The following is a 16,707-nucleotide window of genomic DNA, read 5'->3' as shown; positions in this document are numbered from 1 at the left end:
AGGTGGAAGCCGATCACAATCAAGCGCAGGAATGAGGCATGCTTGTCATGCCTTTCCCGCAAATTCCGTCGGCGTCCGCCCCGTCACCTGGCGGAACGCCGCCGAAAACGCCGGCACGCTGGCATAGCCGAGCTGGGTCGCGAGCTGCTTCACCGACACGCTGGCATCGGTCGACAACCGTTGGATCGCTGCCGCAATTCTTGCGCGCTGGCACCAGCTCTTGAAGCTCAGTTGCGTCTCTGTCGAGAACAGCCGCGACAGCGTGCGCGCGGAGGTTCCGACCTCGCGCGCCAGCGTGTCGATGTCGTGCAGGCCGGTGGGGTCGTCGAGCACGATCATGGCCGCGCGCCGGCAGCGCGGCTCGTGCGGAAGCGGCACGAAAGTCGCGGAATCTTCGGCCTGGACCAATTCCAGCATCACCAGGCGAACCAGCAGATCGGTCCGCTCCTCGGTATTGCGGGCATCGAACAGCGCGAGGATCGCCTGATTGAGCAGCGGCGACACCCGCACCACGAATTCCTTGGTCAGTCCCTCATGGCGCTGCTCGCGCTTCAGCCAGGACAGGTCGAAATACAGCGTGCGCATCTCGATGTCGGCGAGCAGGTCGATGGCGTGCTCGAGCCCGGCGGGGACCCAGACCGCCCGGTCCGGCGGCACCAGCCAGCGCCCCCCCGGCGTCGTCACCTGCATGGTGCCCCTGGCGGCATAGATCAGCTGCGCCTCGCGGTGCATATGCGGATCGATCCGCATGCCCTTGGGATAGTCGCGCGCAACCAGGTGCACCCCGGCGGTCGAGCGGTGGTTGCCCCGGACCTCCCGGAGGATTGGCGTTTCGACGACAGTCATTGGCAGCATCCCGTAATGCGCCTGACATATAACTCATTTCGGAGCAGGAGAGGATTCCCATGAACAGCCCCAGCCGGGTGATCAGTTTCGTCAACGCCGGCCATTTCATCGACCATTATGCGATGCTGATCTTCGCCGCCGCCGTGATTATCATGGGACCGGCGCTCGGCATGGCGTATTCGGAACTCCTGCCCTACGCGACGCCGGGCTTCGTCGCCTTCGGTGCGGGCTCGCTGCTCACCGGCTGGCTCGGCGACCGCTGGAGCCGCCGCCACATGATGCTGATCTTCTTCGTCGGCATCGGTCTTTCCATGATCTCGGTCGGCTTCGTGCAGACCCCGGCGCAACTCGGCGCGGCGCTGTTCACCATCGGCATTTTCGCCTCGATCTATCATCCCGTCGGTACCGCGATGATCGTGTCTTACGCGGACAAGCTCGGCCGCGAAATGGGATTGAACGGCGTCTGGGGCAATCTCGGCGTTGCCTCGTCGGCGCTGGTCACCGGCGTGATCGGCCAATATCTCGGCTGGCGTTTGGCCTTCATCGTCCCGGGCGTCGCGACGATCATGATCGGCATCGCGTTTGCGATGATGGTCGTGCACGAGGACCGCAAGGGCTCGAAGCAGGCCGCGGCGCAGGCGCGCGTGGCCAAGCAGGACATGTGGCGCGTGATCCTGTCGCTGCTGATCGTGGTGATCGCGATTTCCACCACGTTCAATGCCGTTACCGTCGCGCTGCCAAAACTGTTTGCGGAGCGGCTTGCCGATCTCACCAAAAGCCCGGCGTTGCTTGGCGTCATCGCCGCCTGCGTCTACGTGTTCGGCGCGATGACGCAGTACACGATCGGCCGGCTGCTCGACCGCTATTCGCTGAAGACGGTGGCGCTGCCGCTGTCCTTCATGCTGGCGCCGTTCCTGTATCTGGCCGCGAGCCTGTCCAATTTGCCGCTGATCCTGGTCTCGATCGGCATCGTCATGGGCGCGTTCGGGCAGGTCACGGTCAACGACGCCATGGTCGGCAAGTACACCAGCGAGGAATGGCGCTCGCGCGCCTATGCCGTGCGGTATTTCATCGGCTTCACTGCAGCCGGCGCCTCCGTCGGCCTGGTCGCGTGGCTCTACGAGCAGGGCGGCTTCGTCACCATGCTGCACGCCTTCGCCGCGCTCTGCCTGCTCGCGATCGCAGCGGCGATCATCCTGCCGCGCGAAATCAGGACGCCGCAGGCGGTGTGAGGGGGAACGCTCTCGTGTCCCGGACAAGCTGCAACGCGCGAGCGTTGCGGCGCAGAGCCGGGACCCAGAGGCTGCGAATTCCCATGTGGCATGGGCCCCGGCTCTGCGGCGCACCGCCGGAGTGGCGCTGCGCCGCGTCCGGGGCACGAGTGCGGCGTAAGGCCGGGACTCTCTCGTCATTGCGAGGAGCCCTTGCGACGAAGCAATCCAGAATCCTCCCGCGGAGGGACCCTGGATTGCTTCGCTTCGCCGCTTCGCTCGCAATGAAGGGGATGAGGAGGCAGCCCGCGCATGCCACCCGATGATGCCATTGTGCCGGTGTTTTGCCCGACAGAGCAAGTGGTTTCGGCAAAGACGAAATTTCTTCAGCCTTTTCAACCCCATCTCTACTGTGCATGGGGTTGTTTTCGCGTTTTTTGTTGTTGCCCCCGAACTCGCCGCAAGCGACGGGAACCCGCTCCGCCTCCCGCGGGTTCTATCCCCCGTCCGGCACCTTGCCGGGGCAAATGAAGGGGGAAGACACCTGCATGCATTGGAGCCTGCTCCGACCGGTCGGCCTTGTCCCCGCGGCTCTTGTCCTCACCACCATTGCGGCCGCTGCCGAGGGCGGCAAATCGGCCGGTCCGTCCGAATTCCTGCTGGTTGCGCAGATCGTGCTCTTGATCGCGGTCGGCCGCGGTCTCGGCGAGACCATGCAGCGCATCGGCCAGCCCTCGGTGATCGGCGAATTGCTCGCCGGCATCCTGCTCGGCCCGTCGCTGTTCGGCTGGATCTGGCCTGACGCGCAGCACGCGATCTTCCCCAAAACGCCCGAGCAGAAAGCGATGATCGACGGCATCGCCCAGTTCGGGATCCTCCTGCTGCTACTGCTGACCGGCATGGAGACCGACCTCAAGCTGGTCAGGAAGGTCGGCAAGGCCGCGATCGCGATCTCGATCGCCGGCATCCTCGTGCCCTTCGCCTGCGGTTTTGCGCTCGGCGAGTTCCTGCCCGATGCATTGCTGCCGAACCCGCAAGCCCGCCTGGTTGCGTCGCTGTTCATGGGCACGGCGCTGTCGATCTCCTCGGTGAAGATCGTCGCCGTGGTCGTGCGCGAAATGAATTTCATGCGCCGCAATGTCGGCCAGATCATCGTCGCGACCGCCGTCATCGACGACACCATCGGCTGGGTCATCATCGCCGTCATCTTCAGCCTCGCCTCGCACGGCACGCTGGATATCGCCTCGGTGGCGAAAGCCGTGCTGGGCACGCTGGCCTTCCTCGCCATCAGCTTCACCATCGGCCGCAAGCTTGTGTCTCAGCTCATCCGCTGGGCCAACGACAATCTCGTCAGCACCGCGCCCGTCGTCACGGTGATCCTGCTGCTGATGAGCGTGATGGCGCTGATCACGCACCTGATCGGCGTCCACACGGTGCTCGGCGCCTTCGTCGCCGGCATTCTGGTCGGAGAGTCCCCGATCCTGACGAGGCAGATCGACGAGCGCCTGCGCGGATTGATCTCGAGCTTCTTCATGCCGGTATTCTTCGGCCTGGCCGGCTTGAGCGCCGACCTCACGGTGCTGCGCGATCCCAATCTCCTGATGCTGACCGGGCTGCTGGTCGTGATCGCCAGTGTCGGCAAGTTCGGCGGCGCCTTCGTCGGCGGCACCTTGGGCGGGCTGAACACAAGGGAGTCGCTGGCGCTCGCGAGCGGGATGAACGCGCGCGGCTCGACCGAGGTGATCATCGCCACCATCGGTCTTTCGATCGGCGTGCTCAGCCAGAACCTGTTCACGATGATCGTCACGATGGCGATCGTGACCACGATGGCGATGCCGCCGATGCTGCGCGCGGCGCTGGCAAAGCTGCCGATGAACAAGGAGGAGCAAGAGCGCCTGGAGCGGGAAGAGTTCGAGAAGCGCGGCTTCGTTGCCAATCTCGAACGTCCGTTGCTGGCAGTGGACGAAAGCGTCAATGCCACCTTCGCCGCCCACATTGCCGGCCTGATCGCCGGGATGCGTGGCCTGCCGATCACCGTGCTGCACATCGGCAAGCGCGCCAAGAAGCGGGAGAAGGGGAGCGGCGAGGAAGAAAGCCCCGAAGTGGTGGTGAAGAAGGCCGCCGAGACCGTGTCGGCGCATGGCGATGCCGGCAACGTCGACGTCACCACGCGTGTCCGCAAGTCGGGGCTCGGCGAGGCAATCGGAGATGAGGCGAAGAAGGGCTTCGATCTTCTGGTCATCGGCGTCGACAAGGTCACTGCCGCCAAGGATCGCTTCGATCGCGAAGTTGAGGACATCGCAGCGAAGTTCGAAGGACCGCTCGCAATCCTGGCGGCGAAGGGAAAGCACCTGAAGCAGCCGATGCCCGACGCGCTCAATATCCTCGTTCCGGTCTCCGGCAGCGGCGTCTCCAAGCGCGGTGCCGAGGTCGCGGTGGCGTTGACGCAGGCGGCGGGATCAGGCTCGCTCCGCGTGATCTATGTCGCGACGACGCGCGACAAGGGCGCGCAGCGCGGCGCCTCTCGTGGTCTGAGCCAGGAGGCCGGCATCCTGAAGGACGCCAGCGATCTCGCTGCCCGTTATGAGGTCGACATCACCACGACCTTGCGCGTGAACCGGGCGCCGGAGGCGGCGATCCTGCGCGAGATCGAGACCACCGATGTCGATCTCGTGGTGATGGGCGTCGACCGCATCCAGGGCGACCATCTCTCCTTCGGCGGCGTCGCCGACGCCGTGCTCAGGCAGGCGAAGGTCTCGGTGCTGCTGGTGTCAAGCGGCGAGGCGCGGCAGACCTCCACCGAGAAAGCCTAGGACCTCACCTCGGTCGCCGCCGCAGCCTTCGGCGCCTTCTTCGACGCGCGCCAGTTCTCGAAGCGTTGCACCACCACGAAGAAGGCCGGCACGAACAGCACCGCAAGGCATGTCGAGGCCAGCATGCCCGAGAACACCGTGATGCCGATCGACTTGCGCGCGCTGGCGCCGGCGCCGGTCGCGATCACCAGCGGCACGACGCCGAGGATGAAGGCGAACGACGTCATCAGGATCGGTCGAAAGCGGGCGCGCGCAGCCTCGATGGCGGATTCCAGCACCGGCTTGCCATCGCGGCCGTGCAGCTCCAGCCCGACCTCGACGATCAGGATGGCGTTCTTGGCCGACAGCGCGATCAGGAGGATCAGACCGATCTGGCAGTAGAGATTGTTGTCGATCTTCAGGCCATTGAGGATCAGCATGGGCCCGATCAGCGACAGCGGCACCGCGAGGATCACCGAGATCGGCGCGTACCAGCTCTCGTATTGGCCGGCGAGGACGAGATAGACCAGCAGCATGGCGAGCCCGAACACCCAGTAGATCTGGTTGGAGACAGCCTTCTCCTGATAGGACATCGCGGTCCATTCGTAACCGGTGCCCGGCGGCAGCGTCTTGTCCGCGATCTCCTCCATCAGCTTCAGCGACTGGCCCGAGGAGTAGCCCTGCGGCCCGGCAGGCCGATGACGGTCGAGGAGGGATAGAGATTGTAGAGACTGATCAGCGAGGGGCCGGTGGCCGGCGTGATCGTGGCGACGGTGCCGATCGGGATCATGTCGCCGTTCGAGTTGCGCACCTGCAAGTTGGCGATGTCGCGCTCGGTGAGGCGGAACGCAGGATCGGCCTGCGTATAGACCTGGAACACGCGGCCGAACTTGTTGAACTGGTTGACATAGGACGAGCCGAGATAGGTCGACAGCGCCGCGAACACCCGGTCCGTCGTGACGTGCAGCGTCTGGGTCTTGATGCGGTCGATCTCGACGTTGAATTGCGGCACCGAGGAGCGGAACGACGACTGGACGCGCTGCAGCGCGCTCTGGCTCTGGCCGTTACTGACCATCGCGCTCGTGATGGCCTGGAGCTTGCCGAAATCGCTGTTGCCGTCGCGCAGCTCGACTTGCATCGAGAAGCCGGCCGCGTTGCCGATGCCCTGGATCGGCGGCGGCGGCAGCACCAGCGTGCGCGCCTCCATGATGACCGCGAGCTTGTCGTTCAGTCCGTAGACCAGCGAGCGCAGATCCTCGCCCGGTCCTTTGCGCGCGTCCCAGTCCTTCAGGATGATGTAGGCGACGCCGGCATTGGCAAGGCTGGCGCTGTTGTCGAGCGCGGAGATGCCGGCGATGGTGATGACCTGCTGTACTCCAGGCGTGTCCTTGATCAGCTCGCTCGCTCTGTCGAGCGCCTTCTGGGTCCGCTCCAGCGCAGCGCCGTCGGGCAGTTGCACGGCGGCGATCAGATAGCCCTGGTCCTCGATCGGCAGGAAGCCGGTCGGCACCCGGGACAGGCCGTAGCCGCCGATTCCGATCAGCACCAGCGCGAATGCGACCGAGACCGTGGCGTGCCCGCACAGGAAGCTGATCAGCCTTGTGTAGCCCCGCTCGACGCGGTCATAGACATTGTTGAAGCCGCGATAGAAGAAGTTGCGCTTCTCCGGCGGCACCGTCGGCCGCAGCCAGAGCGCACACTGCGTCGGCTTCAGCGTCGCCGCGTTGATGGCGGACAAAAGCGCCGTTGCCGCGATCACCAGTGCGAATTGCGAATAGATGCGGCCCGTGAGGCCCGCGAGGAACGAGGCCGGCAAGAACACCGAGATCAGCACCAGGGTGATGCCGACGATCGGCGCGAACAGCTGGTCCATCGCCTTGATCGCGGCGTCGTGGCCGTTCATGCCCTGCTCGATGTTGTGCGCCGCGCCTTCCACCACGACGATGGCGTCGTCGACGACGATACCGATCGCAAGCACGATCGCGAACAAGGTCGACATGTTGATGGTGAAGCCGAGCGCCGCCATCGCGGCGAACGCGCCGATGATGGTGACAGGCACCGTGGTCGCCGGCACCAGCATCGCGCGCCAGTCCTGCAGGAACACCAGGATCACGACCAGCACCAGGAGGCCGGCCTCGATCAGCGTCATGTAGACCTCGTGCACCGAGGCCTGCACGAATTTGGTGGTGTCGAACGGCGTGTCGTACTTCATGCCCTGCGGGAAAGCCTTGGCGAGCTCCGCCATCTTCTTTTCGACCGCCTGCTCGACCTGGAGCGCGTTGGCGCCGGGCGACTGGAATACGCCGATGCCGGTGGCCGGCTGCTTGTTCAGCGAGAAGATCTGGCTGTAGGTCTGCGCGCCCAATTCGACCGAGCCGACGTCGCGCACCCGGGTGACGTCGCCGCTGGTGCCTGATTTGACGATGATGTTCTCGAACTCGGTGGTGTCGTCGAGCCTGCCGTTGACGTTGAGCGTGTACTGGAACGCCTGTCCCGGTGGCGTCGGCGGCGCGCCGACCTGGCCGGCCGAGACCTGCTGGCTCTGCTGCTGGATCGCCTGGATGACGTCCTGCGGCACCAGGCCACGGACTTGCAGCTTGTTCGGATCGAGCCACACCCGCATCGAATACTGGCCGGCGCCGAACACGGTGACGTTGCCGACACCGGGCAGGCGCGAGAGCTCGTCGCGGAGATTGATGGTGGCGTAGTTGCTCAGATAGAGGCTGTCGAAGGTCTTGTCCGGCGAGGTCAGCGTCACGAACAGCAGGATCGACGTCGATCGCTTCTGCACGGTGACGCCCTGGTTCTGCACCGACTGGGGCAGTTGCGACAGCGCGCTGGAGACCCGGTTCTGCACCAGCACCTGCGCGAAGTTGAGGTCGGTGCCGATCTTGAAGGTCACTGTCAGCGTATAGGTGCCGTCGGAGCCGCTGTAGGACTGCATGTAGAGCATGTCCTCGACGCCGTTGACCTGCTGCTCGATCGGCAGCGCCACGGTGTCGATCACGGTCTTGGCGCTGGCGCCTGGATAGCGGGTGGTGACCTGCACCGTCGGCGGCACCACATCGGGATATTGCGCGATCGCGAGATTGAACAGCGCGACGCCGCCGATCAGGATCATCAGCAGCGCGATGACGTTCGAGAGGACCGGCCGCTCGATGAAGAATTTTGAGATCATGGCTGGCGGCCCCTCACTTGGCGGATCTTACTTGGCGGACGCCTGCGGCTGCTCGATCTTCGTCATTTGCGGGTCGATCTTCTGGCCCGGGATCACGCGCAATAGCCCCGCGATCACCACGCGGTCATCAGGCTTCAAGCCGCTTTCGATCACGCGCAGGCCGTTGTCGACGGGACCGATCTGCACCTTGCGTTGCTCGACGATGTTGTCGCCGCTGACGACGAGGAGATAGCGGCCGCCCTGGTCGCTGCCGAGCGCGGTATCGGGAACGAGCAGGGCGTCCTTCTCCTGGGTGAAGGGCACGCGAACGCGGACGAAATAGCCGGGCAGCAGCACCCGCTTGTCGTTGGGCACGAGACCGCGCACCGCGAGCGTGCCGGTCGACTGGGTGAGGGTCGGGGCGACATAGTCGAGATGCCCCTCATGCGGATACCCCGCCTCGGTCTGCAGGCCCACTTGAATCGGAAATTGCTTGAGGTCGGCGGCAGTCAGGCCGCGTCGGGCGGCCTCGGCACGGATGCGCAGCACGTCCTGCTCGTTGACGGTGAAGTTCACATAGATCGGGTCCATCGCCACGATGGAGGCGAGTTGGGTCGGGGAGGAAACCCCGACGAGCTCGCCGATCGAGACCATATGGGCGCTGACGACGCCGTCGAACGGTGCGCTCACCTTGGTGTAGCCGTAGTTGACTTCGGCGAGGCGGGTGTTGGCCTGGGCCTGCTGGAGGTTGGCCTGCGCGTTGTCGCGGTTCGAGGTCGAGTTGTCCAACGTCGCTTGCGAGACCGCTTGCCGCTGCACGAGGTCGCTCTGCCGCTTGTAGTCGGCTTCCGCCTGCCGGAGCGACGCCTGCGCGCCGGCCTCGGCCGCCTGCGCCTGATCGAGCTTGAGCTTGTAGGTCTCGGGCTCGATCGTGAACAACTGGGTGCCCTGTTTGACGAAGGTGCCGTCCTGGTAGTCGATCGATTGCAGGAATCCTTGCACGCGCGCGACGAGATCGACATTCTTGATCGGCGCGGTGTTGCCGGTGGCCTCGACATAGCGCGTGACCGCGCGCTGCACGGGCGCAGCGACGTCCACCTTGGGGGGCGGCGGCGCGACGAACGTATTCTTGTCCTCGCAGCCGGTGAGCGCGGCCATGGCCATCGCCGCGGCCAGGGCCCGCCCGGCATGTCTCCACGCTCCGTTGCGCCGTACGGGAGATGCGGGATTCGCGCAGGTCATTCGGTGGCCCCCGGTTACTGTCTGTCGGGACGAGAGGCTACCAACAAATGCCCGGCCGTGGAACACCATAGCCATGGCAGTCATCAGGTGGCAGTCATGGGCCTTGGTACTGCAAACCGCGCTATGGCCTTTGGCAGTTTTGCCATGACAAACTGCTTTTCATCGCCCGAACGATCGACCAGAATTATGTCAATGGCCGAACGGTGGCACGCGAGGCGGTCGGGAACAACAAGAGAAGAAGAAAAGGCCAGGAGATCATGACATGCCCACGTCTCTTCAGTCGGCCCTCGCCGGCCTCGTTCTCGCAGCGGCAGTTGCCATGCCCGCGCTAGCCGATGGTCTGAAGGACGACATCGCACCGAGCGGCAAGCTCCGCGTCGCAATCGCGATCAGCCCGGCGGGCGGCGCGTTCTGGTCCACCAAGACCGAAGCCGGCTATGCAGGCGTGCCGGTCGATCTCGGCAAGGAGATGGCCGCCCAGCTCGGCGTGCCCGTCGAATATGTCGTGCACCAGAATTCCGGCCAGATCACCGATGCGGCGTCGAAAAGCACTCTTGAAAAAGGTGCTTGGGACGTCACCTGGCTCCCGAAGGACCCGGAGCGTGAGACCAGGATGATGTTCGGTCCGATCTACGAGGTCGCCGACGCCACCTACATCGTCAAGGCAGGGTCAAGCGTCACCGATTTTGCTACGCTCGACCAGGTGGGCATCAAGGTTGCGGCCGTCAACGCCACGACCACCATGCGCGGCGCGGTCGCGCATCTGAAGAACGCGAAAGTCACCGGCTACCAGACCTATGACGAGATCTTCGGCCTCCTCAGCAGCGGCGAGATCGACGCCTTCGCGTTGTCGCGCGACCAGCTCAACAAGATGGCGCAGAAGATCCCGGGCACGAAGGTGCTGGACGAGACCTTCAAGAAGACGGTCACCGCGGTCGCCGTGCCGCTCGGCCACAGCCAGGCACTGGCTTTCGTCACCAAGTTCATGACGGAAGCGACGACGAACGGCACGCTTCGCAAGGCCTATGACAATAACGGCCTGAAGGACTCGCCGATCCGCACCGAGTAGGGCGTGCGGAGCAGGCCAGCGCGATCGGACATGAACAGTTAGGAGGACCGCCGAACGTGCTCGGCCTGCATGGCTCGAGACCACCGCTTCGGCGGGCTCGTCATCCTGAGGGTCGAGTATCGCGCGGTAAAACGCGACCTCATCCTGAGGGCCCGCCGTAGGCGGGCGTCTCGAAGGATGGATCGCAGGCGAGCTATCCGCCACGCTCGTTTTATATGTAATCGCCCTGTAAGCCGGAGAATTAACGCGGCTTGATCTCCGCGTATTTTGCCATCGCCTTCTCGAATTTCCGCTTGAACAGCCACATCGCGCCAAGGATTTCCCGGAAGCTTGCCGAGGTTCGCGCCCGGTCGGCCTGTCCAAAAGCAAAAATGCTGTTGTTGCGCAGGTGCTTCATGATCGTCGGACTGGACACCCTGTAGTTCAGGAGATCGCCGGACTTGAGCGCCGACCGGGTCGGCGTGGGAACGATCTGGATCAGCTCGAACAGCTTCATCTGATCAATCGGGTCGGGCAGCGTCTTCACGATTCCCGGGATATCCCGGAAAACATCCGCATGTGCGTTCATTAGGCCGTCGCGCACGTTGGTCCAGTGATTGAATCGATGATCGGTATCGCGGGCGCGCGCCTCTTCCTTGTCGTCGCGCGCGCTCAGCTCGGGATCGCTTGCGGCGATCTCTGCCTTGATGGCTTGCCATTTCCTGCGGCCGTTGCGGTCCTCGGACGGGCCGGTCTGGAAGCTGCCCATATAGGTGTTGGAGCGCCCGTTGCGGACGTTCTGCTTGCCGTTGGTCTCGGCAAAGAACAGCCCGAGGCTGATCCGGCCCGCTACTTCGGCGTGAATCGGCGCCAGCCCCTTGGCCCGCGCGATCGCGGCGGCGAGATCGACCACGTCCTTGAACGGCGTGGCCGAGTTCTGCGCGCCGGCCGGCGGCGCTTCCATGATGTCGAACAGCTTTGAATATTCGTCGATCAGCGGTTCGATATCGGCGTCGAAATAGGCCGGCGGTATTTCGAACTTGTTGGGCCGACCGATCCGCGACGGCAAGGCGTCGGTGAGATCCTTGTAAGCACTGATGACGGCGACCCGCGCAAGATAGATGGCTTGGCCGGGCAGGTTCGGCAGCGGTTCCTTTGCGTCGATCTGGCGGCGGCGCTCGGCCAGAATCGCCTTGAAATCGCCGAGCGCACGCTCGTAGGTCGCAGCCGCCTCCGATTGTCTTGCCGTAAGCGTTTGCGCCTGGCTCGGGACGAACGTCGTAAGGGCCAGCCCAAGCGCCGCGATGATTGCGAGGAGTTGACGTCGTGCAGGCATGGCCGCTTCCCCAACGATTCGTCTGTCGGGGGATCGTAGCCTAGTCATTGGCTTCGGGCGGCAGGAAGTCGACCTCGTGCAGCGCCGAGATGCGCACGACCTCGGCCGGGTCGGTCAGGTCATGGAGCTGGTTGAACAGCGCCTCCAGCTTCTGCATCGGCGAGACCCAGAACAACGCGCGGGCCGGTTTGTCGGATTTGTTGAAATAGCCGTGCGGGATGCCGCGCGGCAGGCGCACGAGGTCGCCGGCATGGGCCTTCACCCATTTGCCGTCGAGCTTGAGGTCGAGCGTGCCTTCCTGCACCAGGATGAATTCGTCCTGGGTCGGGTGGATGTGCACCGGCACGAATTGGCCCGGCTCGCTGTTGGTCTCGAACGCGAAGGTGGACTCGGTGACGGCCTTCGGGAAATAGACCTGGCCCAGAATGTTCCAGGTCTTGCCGCCATAGCCCGTGCCGTTCGCGGTGATGCCTTTTTCGAGTGACGTCATGGCTCGTCTCCAATGGATATGTCTGGGATGAGTTTTGCGCAGCTATCGCGCGCTGTCCATCCATTCCGCTGCACTAGCGCCCGTCGCGTTCAGCCGCCTGCTTGCGCAGAAACCCTTCGACATCGGCCTGGACCGAATAGGGTGTCGGGATCGGATCGCCAGCCGTGTCGACGGCGGTGTCGAGGGAACGGCGCAGCATGCGTGCGAGCTCGGCCTTGCGGTAGGGCTTTGTCAGAAGCGGCGCGCCCATGGTGGCGCGTCCCTGCGCATGCAGCGAGTCGTAGGCATAACCCGACGTGAACAGCACCCGCAGCGAGGGGCGCGCTGCCACCATCTCGTCGGCGAGCTCTCGTCCATTCAAGCTGCCGGCCATCACGATGTCGGTGAAGAGCAGATCGAATGGCGTGCCTTCGGCTGCGATGGCGAGCGCCTCGGCCGCATTGGCGGCGGGGATGACCTTGTAGCCGAGGCTTTCGAGCTGGACCGTGACATATTGGCGGACGTCGCGGTCGTCCTCGACGCAAAGGATGGTCTCAGTCCCGCCCACGACCTTGCGCTCGTCATAGCCGGCCGGGCGAAGCGTGCTCGCCTCCGCCTTCGGCAGGTAGATCGTGAAAATCGTGCCGCGTCCTTGTTCGGACGAGACCTTGATGCCGCCGCCGGATTGCTTGACGAAACCGAACACCATGCTGAGCCCGAGCCCCGTGCCCTTGCCGACATCCTTGGTCGAGAAGAAGGGATCGAAGATCCGCTCCAGAATGGCCTGCGGAATGCCGGTGCCGGTGTCGGCGATCTCGATCTCGACATAGTCGCCGGCATAGCCGGCCCCGACCGCCACGGCCTCGCGGACGCCGAACACGACGTTGCGCGTCGTCAGCGTCAGTCGGCCGCCATCCAGCATTGCGTCGCGGGCGTTGATCGCGAGATTGAGCAGCGCCGAGCTCAATTGGCCGCGATCGACCACGGCGAGCCAGATCTTGCCGTCAAGTCGGGTTATGATCTCGATCTTTCTGTCGAAGGTTGCCAGCAGCAGCCTTGCGAGCTCTTCAAGCAATTCGTTGACGTCGATCTCGGCCGGCTTGAGCGCCTGCTTGCGGGCAAAAGACAACAGGCTCGACGTCAGCGCGGCACCGCGGTCGGCGGCGTCGCTGATCAGCTTGGTGATGGTCGCGAGCGGCGGATTGTCCTTCACGGCGTCGGCGAGGATCTCGATCGTGCCCGTGATCACGGTGAGCATGTTGTTGAACTCGTGCGCGATGCCGCCGGTGAGCTGGCCGACCGCCTCCATCTTCTGGGCCTGGATCAGCTGCTCCTCGGCGGCACGCTTCTGGGTGACGTCCTTGACGAAATTGTTGATGAGGGTGCGTCCCCCGAGCTGGAGCGCCGTGCTGGACGCCTCGATCAGGATCTCGTCGCCGTTCCGGTGCAGCAGGGTCGCTTCGAACCGGATGCCGATCGGCGCATCCGACAGTTCCGGCAGGAGCCGCATCATGCGTTGCCTGAAGCCGTCGCGCAGCGGCTCGGCGACGAGGAGGTTGACGACGTCCGTGCCGAGCGCCTCCTTGCGCGTCCAACCGGTCAAGGCCTCGGCCTGAATGCTCCACTCCAGGACGATACCGTTCGCATCGGTTTGAACGAAGGCATCGAGCGCGGTCTTGATGACGGCCTGGGTAATTTGCGCGCTGGCCTGCGCCTGCTCGGCCAGTCGTGCGGCAATGCGCTTGTCCTGCAACGTCGCGATCATGCGCGTGCAGAGCCGCGCGTTCAGCGCCGCAACGAGACCGCTTGCGAGCAGGGCGATGAGCTGGACCGTGCCGAACCCGGTTCCGGTCACGGCATAGGAGGCGAGGAGGGCCGCCGCAGTCACGACGACCTGCGCGACCATCGCGAGTGTCAGAAGTCCCCTGAGTTTCATGGTCTCACACCAACGCGTCGGTCGCGGACCCTCGCGTCCACCCTGTCAATGACCGGCTCCACGTGAGCTACAAATTCCGTGCGGCGGCGTCGAGGGGCAATTTGCGGTGGTGCCGGGCGGCGGCGCTTCAGCCTGCCGGCGAATCGGTCTGGCGCAGCGTCGTCACCCAGATCACGCGCGCCGTCTGCTGGGTCGGGTTGTCGAACATGTGCGGCACGATGCTCGGAAAGCGAAAGCTGTCGCCGGCTTCGAGCAGATGGGCCTGGTTGTCGAGCCACAGCCGCAGGCTGCCCGAGAGGATATAGCCCGCCTTCTCGCCGGTATGCTGCAGGAAGTCGGTGCCGGACGAGGCGCCGGGATTGAGCGTGAGCTCATAGAGTTCGAGCTGGCCTTTGTCTGCCGGCGTCAGCGCTTCCTTGACGACGCCGCTAGCGGTGAGCCGCAGCAGGCGCCGGCTGTTCTTGCGCACGATGTAGCGTTGCACGTCGGCGGGATCGGTGGTTTCGAAGAAATAGGAGATCGGGACGTCGAGCGCGATGCTGAGCAGGCGCAGCGTGCGTATCGACGGCATGGCGCGTGCGCGCTCGAGCTGGCTGATCATGCCGTTGGAGAGGCCGGTCTTGTTGGCAACGTCCTGGATCGACAGCCCGGCGCGCTGACGCAGCAGCCGCACGGTCTCGCCGAGGCGCTGGTCGATCGCATCGTCGGCCTCGAGCGCCGGGGCGTCCTTCGGACCGTTCGTGTCCCCGCGACCATCCATGTCGCTCTCCCATGCATTGCCTCGCCGCCCAAAATGGTCCGGCGCTGTGAAAAGGTCGCGCATCCTAGCAATGTGATTGACAGCTGTATTTAGTCGTGATGAACTTTTGATAGAAAAATTTAGAAGCACTAAAGCCCACTCCTGTCCCTTTGCCGGGGTCTTGGGGGCGCGGGGAACGGTGCCGCGTGCGAAAAACGGAGAGTGGTCATGGCGGACGACACCGGGAAGTTCGGCGTTGGAGCACTGCATCTCGGCATTCCGAATCGCCGTCAGCTCTTTCAGCTCGGCGCGGGCGCCGCGGCGGGATGGACGCTTTCAGGCCATGCATTTGCGCAGACCGAACGCCCGACCAATCCGCCGGACAAGCCGCGCGGACAGGTGATCGCGGCGCTGTCGCAGGAGCCAACGGTCTTTCATCCCCTGATGCCGGGCATCGAGGTCGATCAGGGCATCTGGTGGCAGGTGTTCTCGCCGCTCTGGTTCATCGATCCCGACGGCAAGTTCGTTCCCGACCTCGCCCGCGAAGTCCCGACCATCGAGAATGGCGGCCTGTCGGCCGACGGCCTGACCTGGAAGATCAAGCTGCGCAGCGACGTGAAGTGGCATGACGGCACGCCGTTCACGGCCGAGGACGTAAAATTCTCGATCGAGCTGATCAACAATCCCGACTTCCGCGCCCGCAGCCGCGTCGGCCATAACCTCGTGAAGGACATCAAGGTCGTCGCGCCCGACGAGATCCACTGGCGGATGGACACGGCCTATTCGCCTTATATGTCGATCCTGGGGGCGCTGACCTTCATCGTGCCCAAGCACATCCTGGAGAAGCTGACGGATCCGAACGCCTCGCCGTTCCACAATGCGCCCGTCGGCACCGGGCCGTTCCGCTGGGGCGAGCGCGTGCCGGGCGACCACATCCTCTTGAATGCCCATGCCGGCTACCACGGCAAGGGACCCTACGTTGAGCGCGTGGTGTTCAAGTACATTCCGGACCTTACCGTCCTCTACACCCAGTTCCGCACCGGCCAGGTCGATTACACCGGCCTGCAAGGCATTTTGCCGAACTTCGTGCAGGAGGCGAAGACGCTGAAGGGACGCAAGATCTTCGTCTCCTCGACGTCCTCGGTCGAGCACATCGCGCCCAATCTGGATTTCGGTCCCTTCACCGACCGCACTGTACGCGAGGCGCTATATCTCGCGATCAACAAGCAGGCGATCATCGATGCGCTGAATTACGCCCGGCCTGCCGACGCAGACCGAGAGTTTCGTGCCGCAGCAGGCCTGGTCGTTCCAGCAGGGGCTGCCGCAGCACAAATATGATCCCGCCAAAGCCAACGCGCTGCTCGATGCTGCGGGTTGGGTTCGCGGCTCCGGCGGCGTGCGCGAGAAGGGCGGCGTCAAGCTCGAATTCACCAATTCGACGACGTCAGGCAATGCCGTGCGCGAGCAGACCCAGCAGCTCCTGATCCAGGACTGGCGTGCGATCGGCGCCGCGATGCGCGTCAACAACATGCCGGCTGCGGTGATCTGGGGCGACTTCTGGCAGCAGTCGAAGTTCAACTCGGTGATCGTGGGGGTGAACTTCATGCTGGGCAGCGACCCCGATGTGACGCCGCGCTTCGGCTCCGGCGCCATTCCCGCCAAAGGCGGCCGCGGCTACAACACCTATCAGTACCAGAGTCCGGAAGCGGATCGGCTTCTCGCCGAAGGCGCCAGGCAGTTCGATCTGGCGCAACGCAAGACGACCTATGGCGAGCTGCAAAAGCTCATCCGCAACGATCTCGCCATCCTGCCGCTGTTCCAGGGTTTCATCGCGGAAGGCGTGAAGGAAGGGCTCCAGGGTTTCCGCCCCAACATCAACATGTCGATCAACTGCTGGAACATCCGCGAGTGGTATTGGGCCTGATGCATCC

At 64.3% G+C, this 16,707-nt stretch carries 9 protein-coding genes and 2 pseudogenes; 4 read left to right on the top strand and 7 right to left on the bottom strand.

Annotation, left to right across the window (positions count from 1 at the left end):
• Window positions 1-45: 45 nt before the first annotated feature.
• Window positions 46-846 carry an AraC family transcriptional regulator gene (locus ACVWW3_RS21300; protein ID WP_456648754.1) on the bottom strand — a complete coding sequence of 267 codons (801 nt, stop codon included), beginning with the start codon at window positions 844-846 and terminating at the stop codon, window positions 46-48.
• Window positions 847-905: 59 nt separating this feature from the next.
• Here ACVWW3_RS21300 and ACVWW3_RS21295 point away from each other — a divergent pair, with 59 nt between their 5' ends.
• Both ACVWW3_RS21295 and ACVWW3_RS21290 read left to right on the top strand, forming a co-directional pair.
• Entirely contained in the window at window positions 906-2,078 is a 1,173-nt protein-coding gene (locus ACVWW3_RS21295) for an MFS transporter (RefSeq protein WP_456672101.1), read from the top strand.
• 527 nt (window positions 2,079-2,605) lie between these two features.
• A complete protein-coding gene (locus ACVWW3_RS21290; protein ID WP_456648755.1) occupies window positions 2,606-4,870 on the top strand; it encodes a cation:proton antiporter domain-containing protein in 2,265 nt (754 codons plus the stop codon).
• Here ACVWW3_RS21290 and ACVWW3_RS21285 read toward each other — a convergent pair.
• Window positions 4,867-8,027, bottom strand: a pseudogene (locus ACVWW3_RS21285) (efflux RND transporter permease subunit). The gene ACVWW3_RS21290 and the pseudogene ACVWW3_RS21285 sit on opposite strands and share 4 nt — an antisense overlap.
• 27 nt (window positions 8,028-8,054) lie before the next feature.
• On the bottom strand, window positions 8,055-9,248 hold the full coding sequence (locus ACVWW3_RS21280) for an efflux RND transporter periplasmic adaptor subunit (RefSeq protein ID WP_456648757.1): 1,194 nt from the start codon (window positions 9,246-9,248) through the stop codon (window positions 8,055-8,057).
• A gap of 262 nt (window positions 9,249-9,510) precedes the next feature.
• Here ACVWW3_RS21280 and ACVWW3_RS21275 point away from each other — a divergent pair, with 262 nt between their 5' ends.
• Window positions 9,511-10,317, top strand: coding sequence for an ABC transporter substrate-binding protein (locus tag ACVWW3_RS21275; RefSeq protein WP_456648758.1), 807 nt, complete (start codon window positions 9,511-9,513; stop codon window positions 10,315-10,317).
• Between the two features lie 241 nt (window positions 10,318-10,558).
• On the opposite strand, the gene ACVWW3_RS21270 is transcribed toward ACVWW3_RS21275, so the two are convergent.
• From ACVWW3_RS21270 to ACVWW3_RS21255, 4 genes are all read right to left on the bottom strand, one after another.
• Window positions 10,559-11,632, bottom strand: a complete 1,074-nt coding sequence (locus ACVWW3_RS21270) for a hypothetical protein (protein WP_354049104.1) — start codon at window positions 11,630-11,632, stop codon at window positions 10,559-10,561.
• 40 nt (window positions 11,633-11,672) lie between these two features.
• Entirely contained in the window at window positions 11,673-12,122 is a 450-nt protein-coding gene (locus ACVWW3_RS21265; RefSeq protein ID WP_247347856.1) for a cupin domain-containing protein, read from the bottom strand.
• A 73-nt stretch (window positions 12,123-12,195) separates the two neighbouring features.
• Window positions 12,196-14,037, bottom strand: coding sequence for an ATP-binding protein (locus tag ACVWW3_RS21260; protein ID WP_456648759.1), 1,842 nt, complete (start codon window positions 14,035-14,037; stop codon window positions 12,196-12,198).
• A gap of 127 nt (window positions 14,038-14,164) precedes the next feature.
• Window positions 14,165-14,797, bottom strand: a complete 633-nt coding sequence (locus tag ACVWW3_RS21255) for a helix-turn-helix domain-containing protein (RefSeq protein WP_247347854.1) — start codon at window positions 14,795-14,797, stop codon at window positions 14,165-14,167.
• Between the two features lie 207 nt (window positions 14,798-15,004).
• On the opposite strand from ACVWW3_RS21255, the pseudogene ACVWW3_RS21250 reads away from it, so the two are divergent.
• A pseudogene (locus tag ACVWW3_RS21250) lies at window positions 15,005-16,700 on the top strand (peptide ABC transporter substrate-binding protein).
• The last annotated feature ends 7 nt before the right edge of the window (window positions 16,701-16,707 follow it).

It is taken from the genome of Bradyrhizobium sp. LM2.9, assembly GCF_054056555.1.
This window is presented reverse-complemented; position numbering and strand designations above follow the sequence as displayed.

Excerpts from the sequence above, each read along its gene's own strand:
- ACVWW3_RS21300 (WP_456648754.1), bottom strand. The coding sequence starts at position 846 with ATGACTGTCGTCGAAACGCCAATCCTCCGGGAGGTCCGGGGCAACCAC.
- ACVWW3_RS21295 (WP_456672101.1), top strand. The coding sequence starts at position 906 with ATGAACAGCCCCAGCCGGGTGATCAGTTTCGTCAACGCCGGCCATTTC.
- ACVWW3_RS21290 (WP_456648755.1), top strand. The coding sequence starts at position 2,606 with ATGCATTGGAGCCTGCTCCGACCGGTCGGCCTTGTCCCCGCGGCTCTT.
- ACVWW3_RS21280 (WP_456648757.1), bottom strand. The coding sequence starts at position 9,248 with ATGACCTGCGCGAATCCCGCATCTCCCGTACGGCGCAACGGAGCGTGG.
- ACVWW3_RS21275 (WP_456648758.1), top strand. The coding sequence starts at position 9,511 with ATGCCCACGTCTCTTCAGTCGGCCCTCGCCGGCCTCGTTCTCGCAGCG.
- ACVWW3_RS21270 (WP_354049104.1), bottom strand. The coding sequence starts at position 11,632 with ATGCCTGCACGACGTCAACTCCTCGCAATCATCGCGGCGCTTGGGCTG.
- ACVWW3_RS21265 (WP_247347856.1), bottom strand. The coding sequence starts at position 12,122 with ATGACGTCACTCGAAAAAGGCATCACCGCGAACGGCACGGGCTATGGC.
- ACVWW3_RS21260 (WP_456648759.1), bottom strand. The coding sequence starts at position 14,037 with ATGAAACTCAGGGGACTTCTGACACTCGCGATGGTCGCGCAGGTCGTC.
- ACVWW3_RS21255 (WP_247347854.1), bottom strand. The coding sequence starts at position 14,797 with ATGGATGGTCGCGGGGACACGAACGGTCCGAAGGACGCCCCGGCGCTC.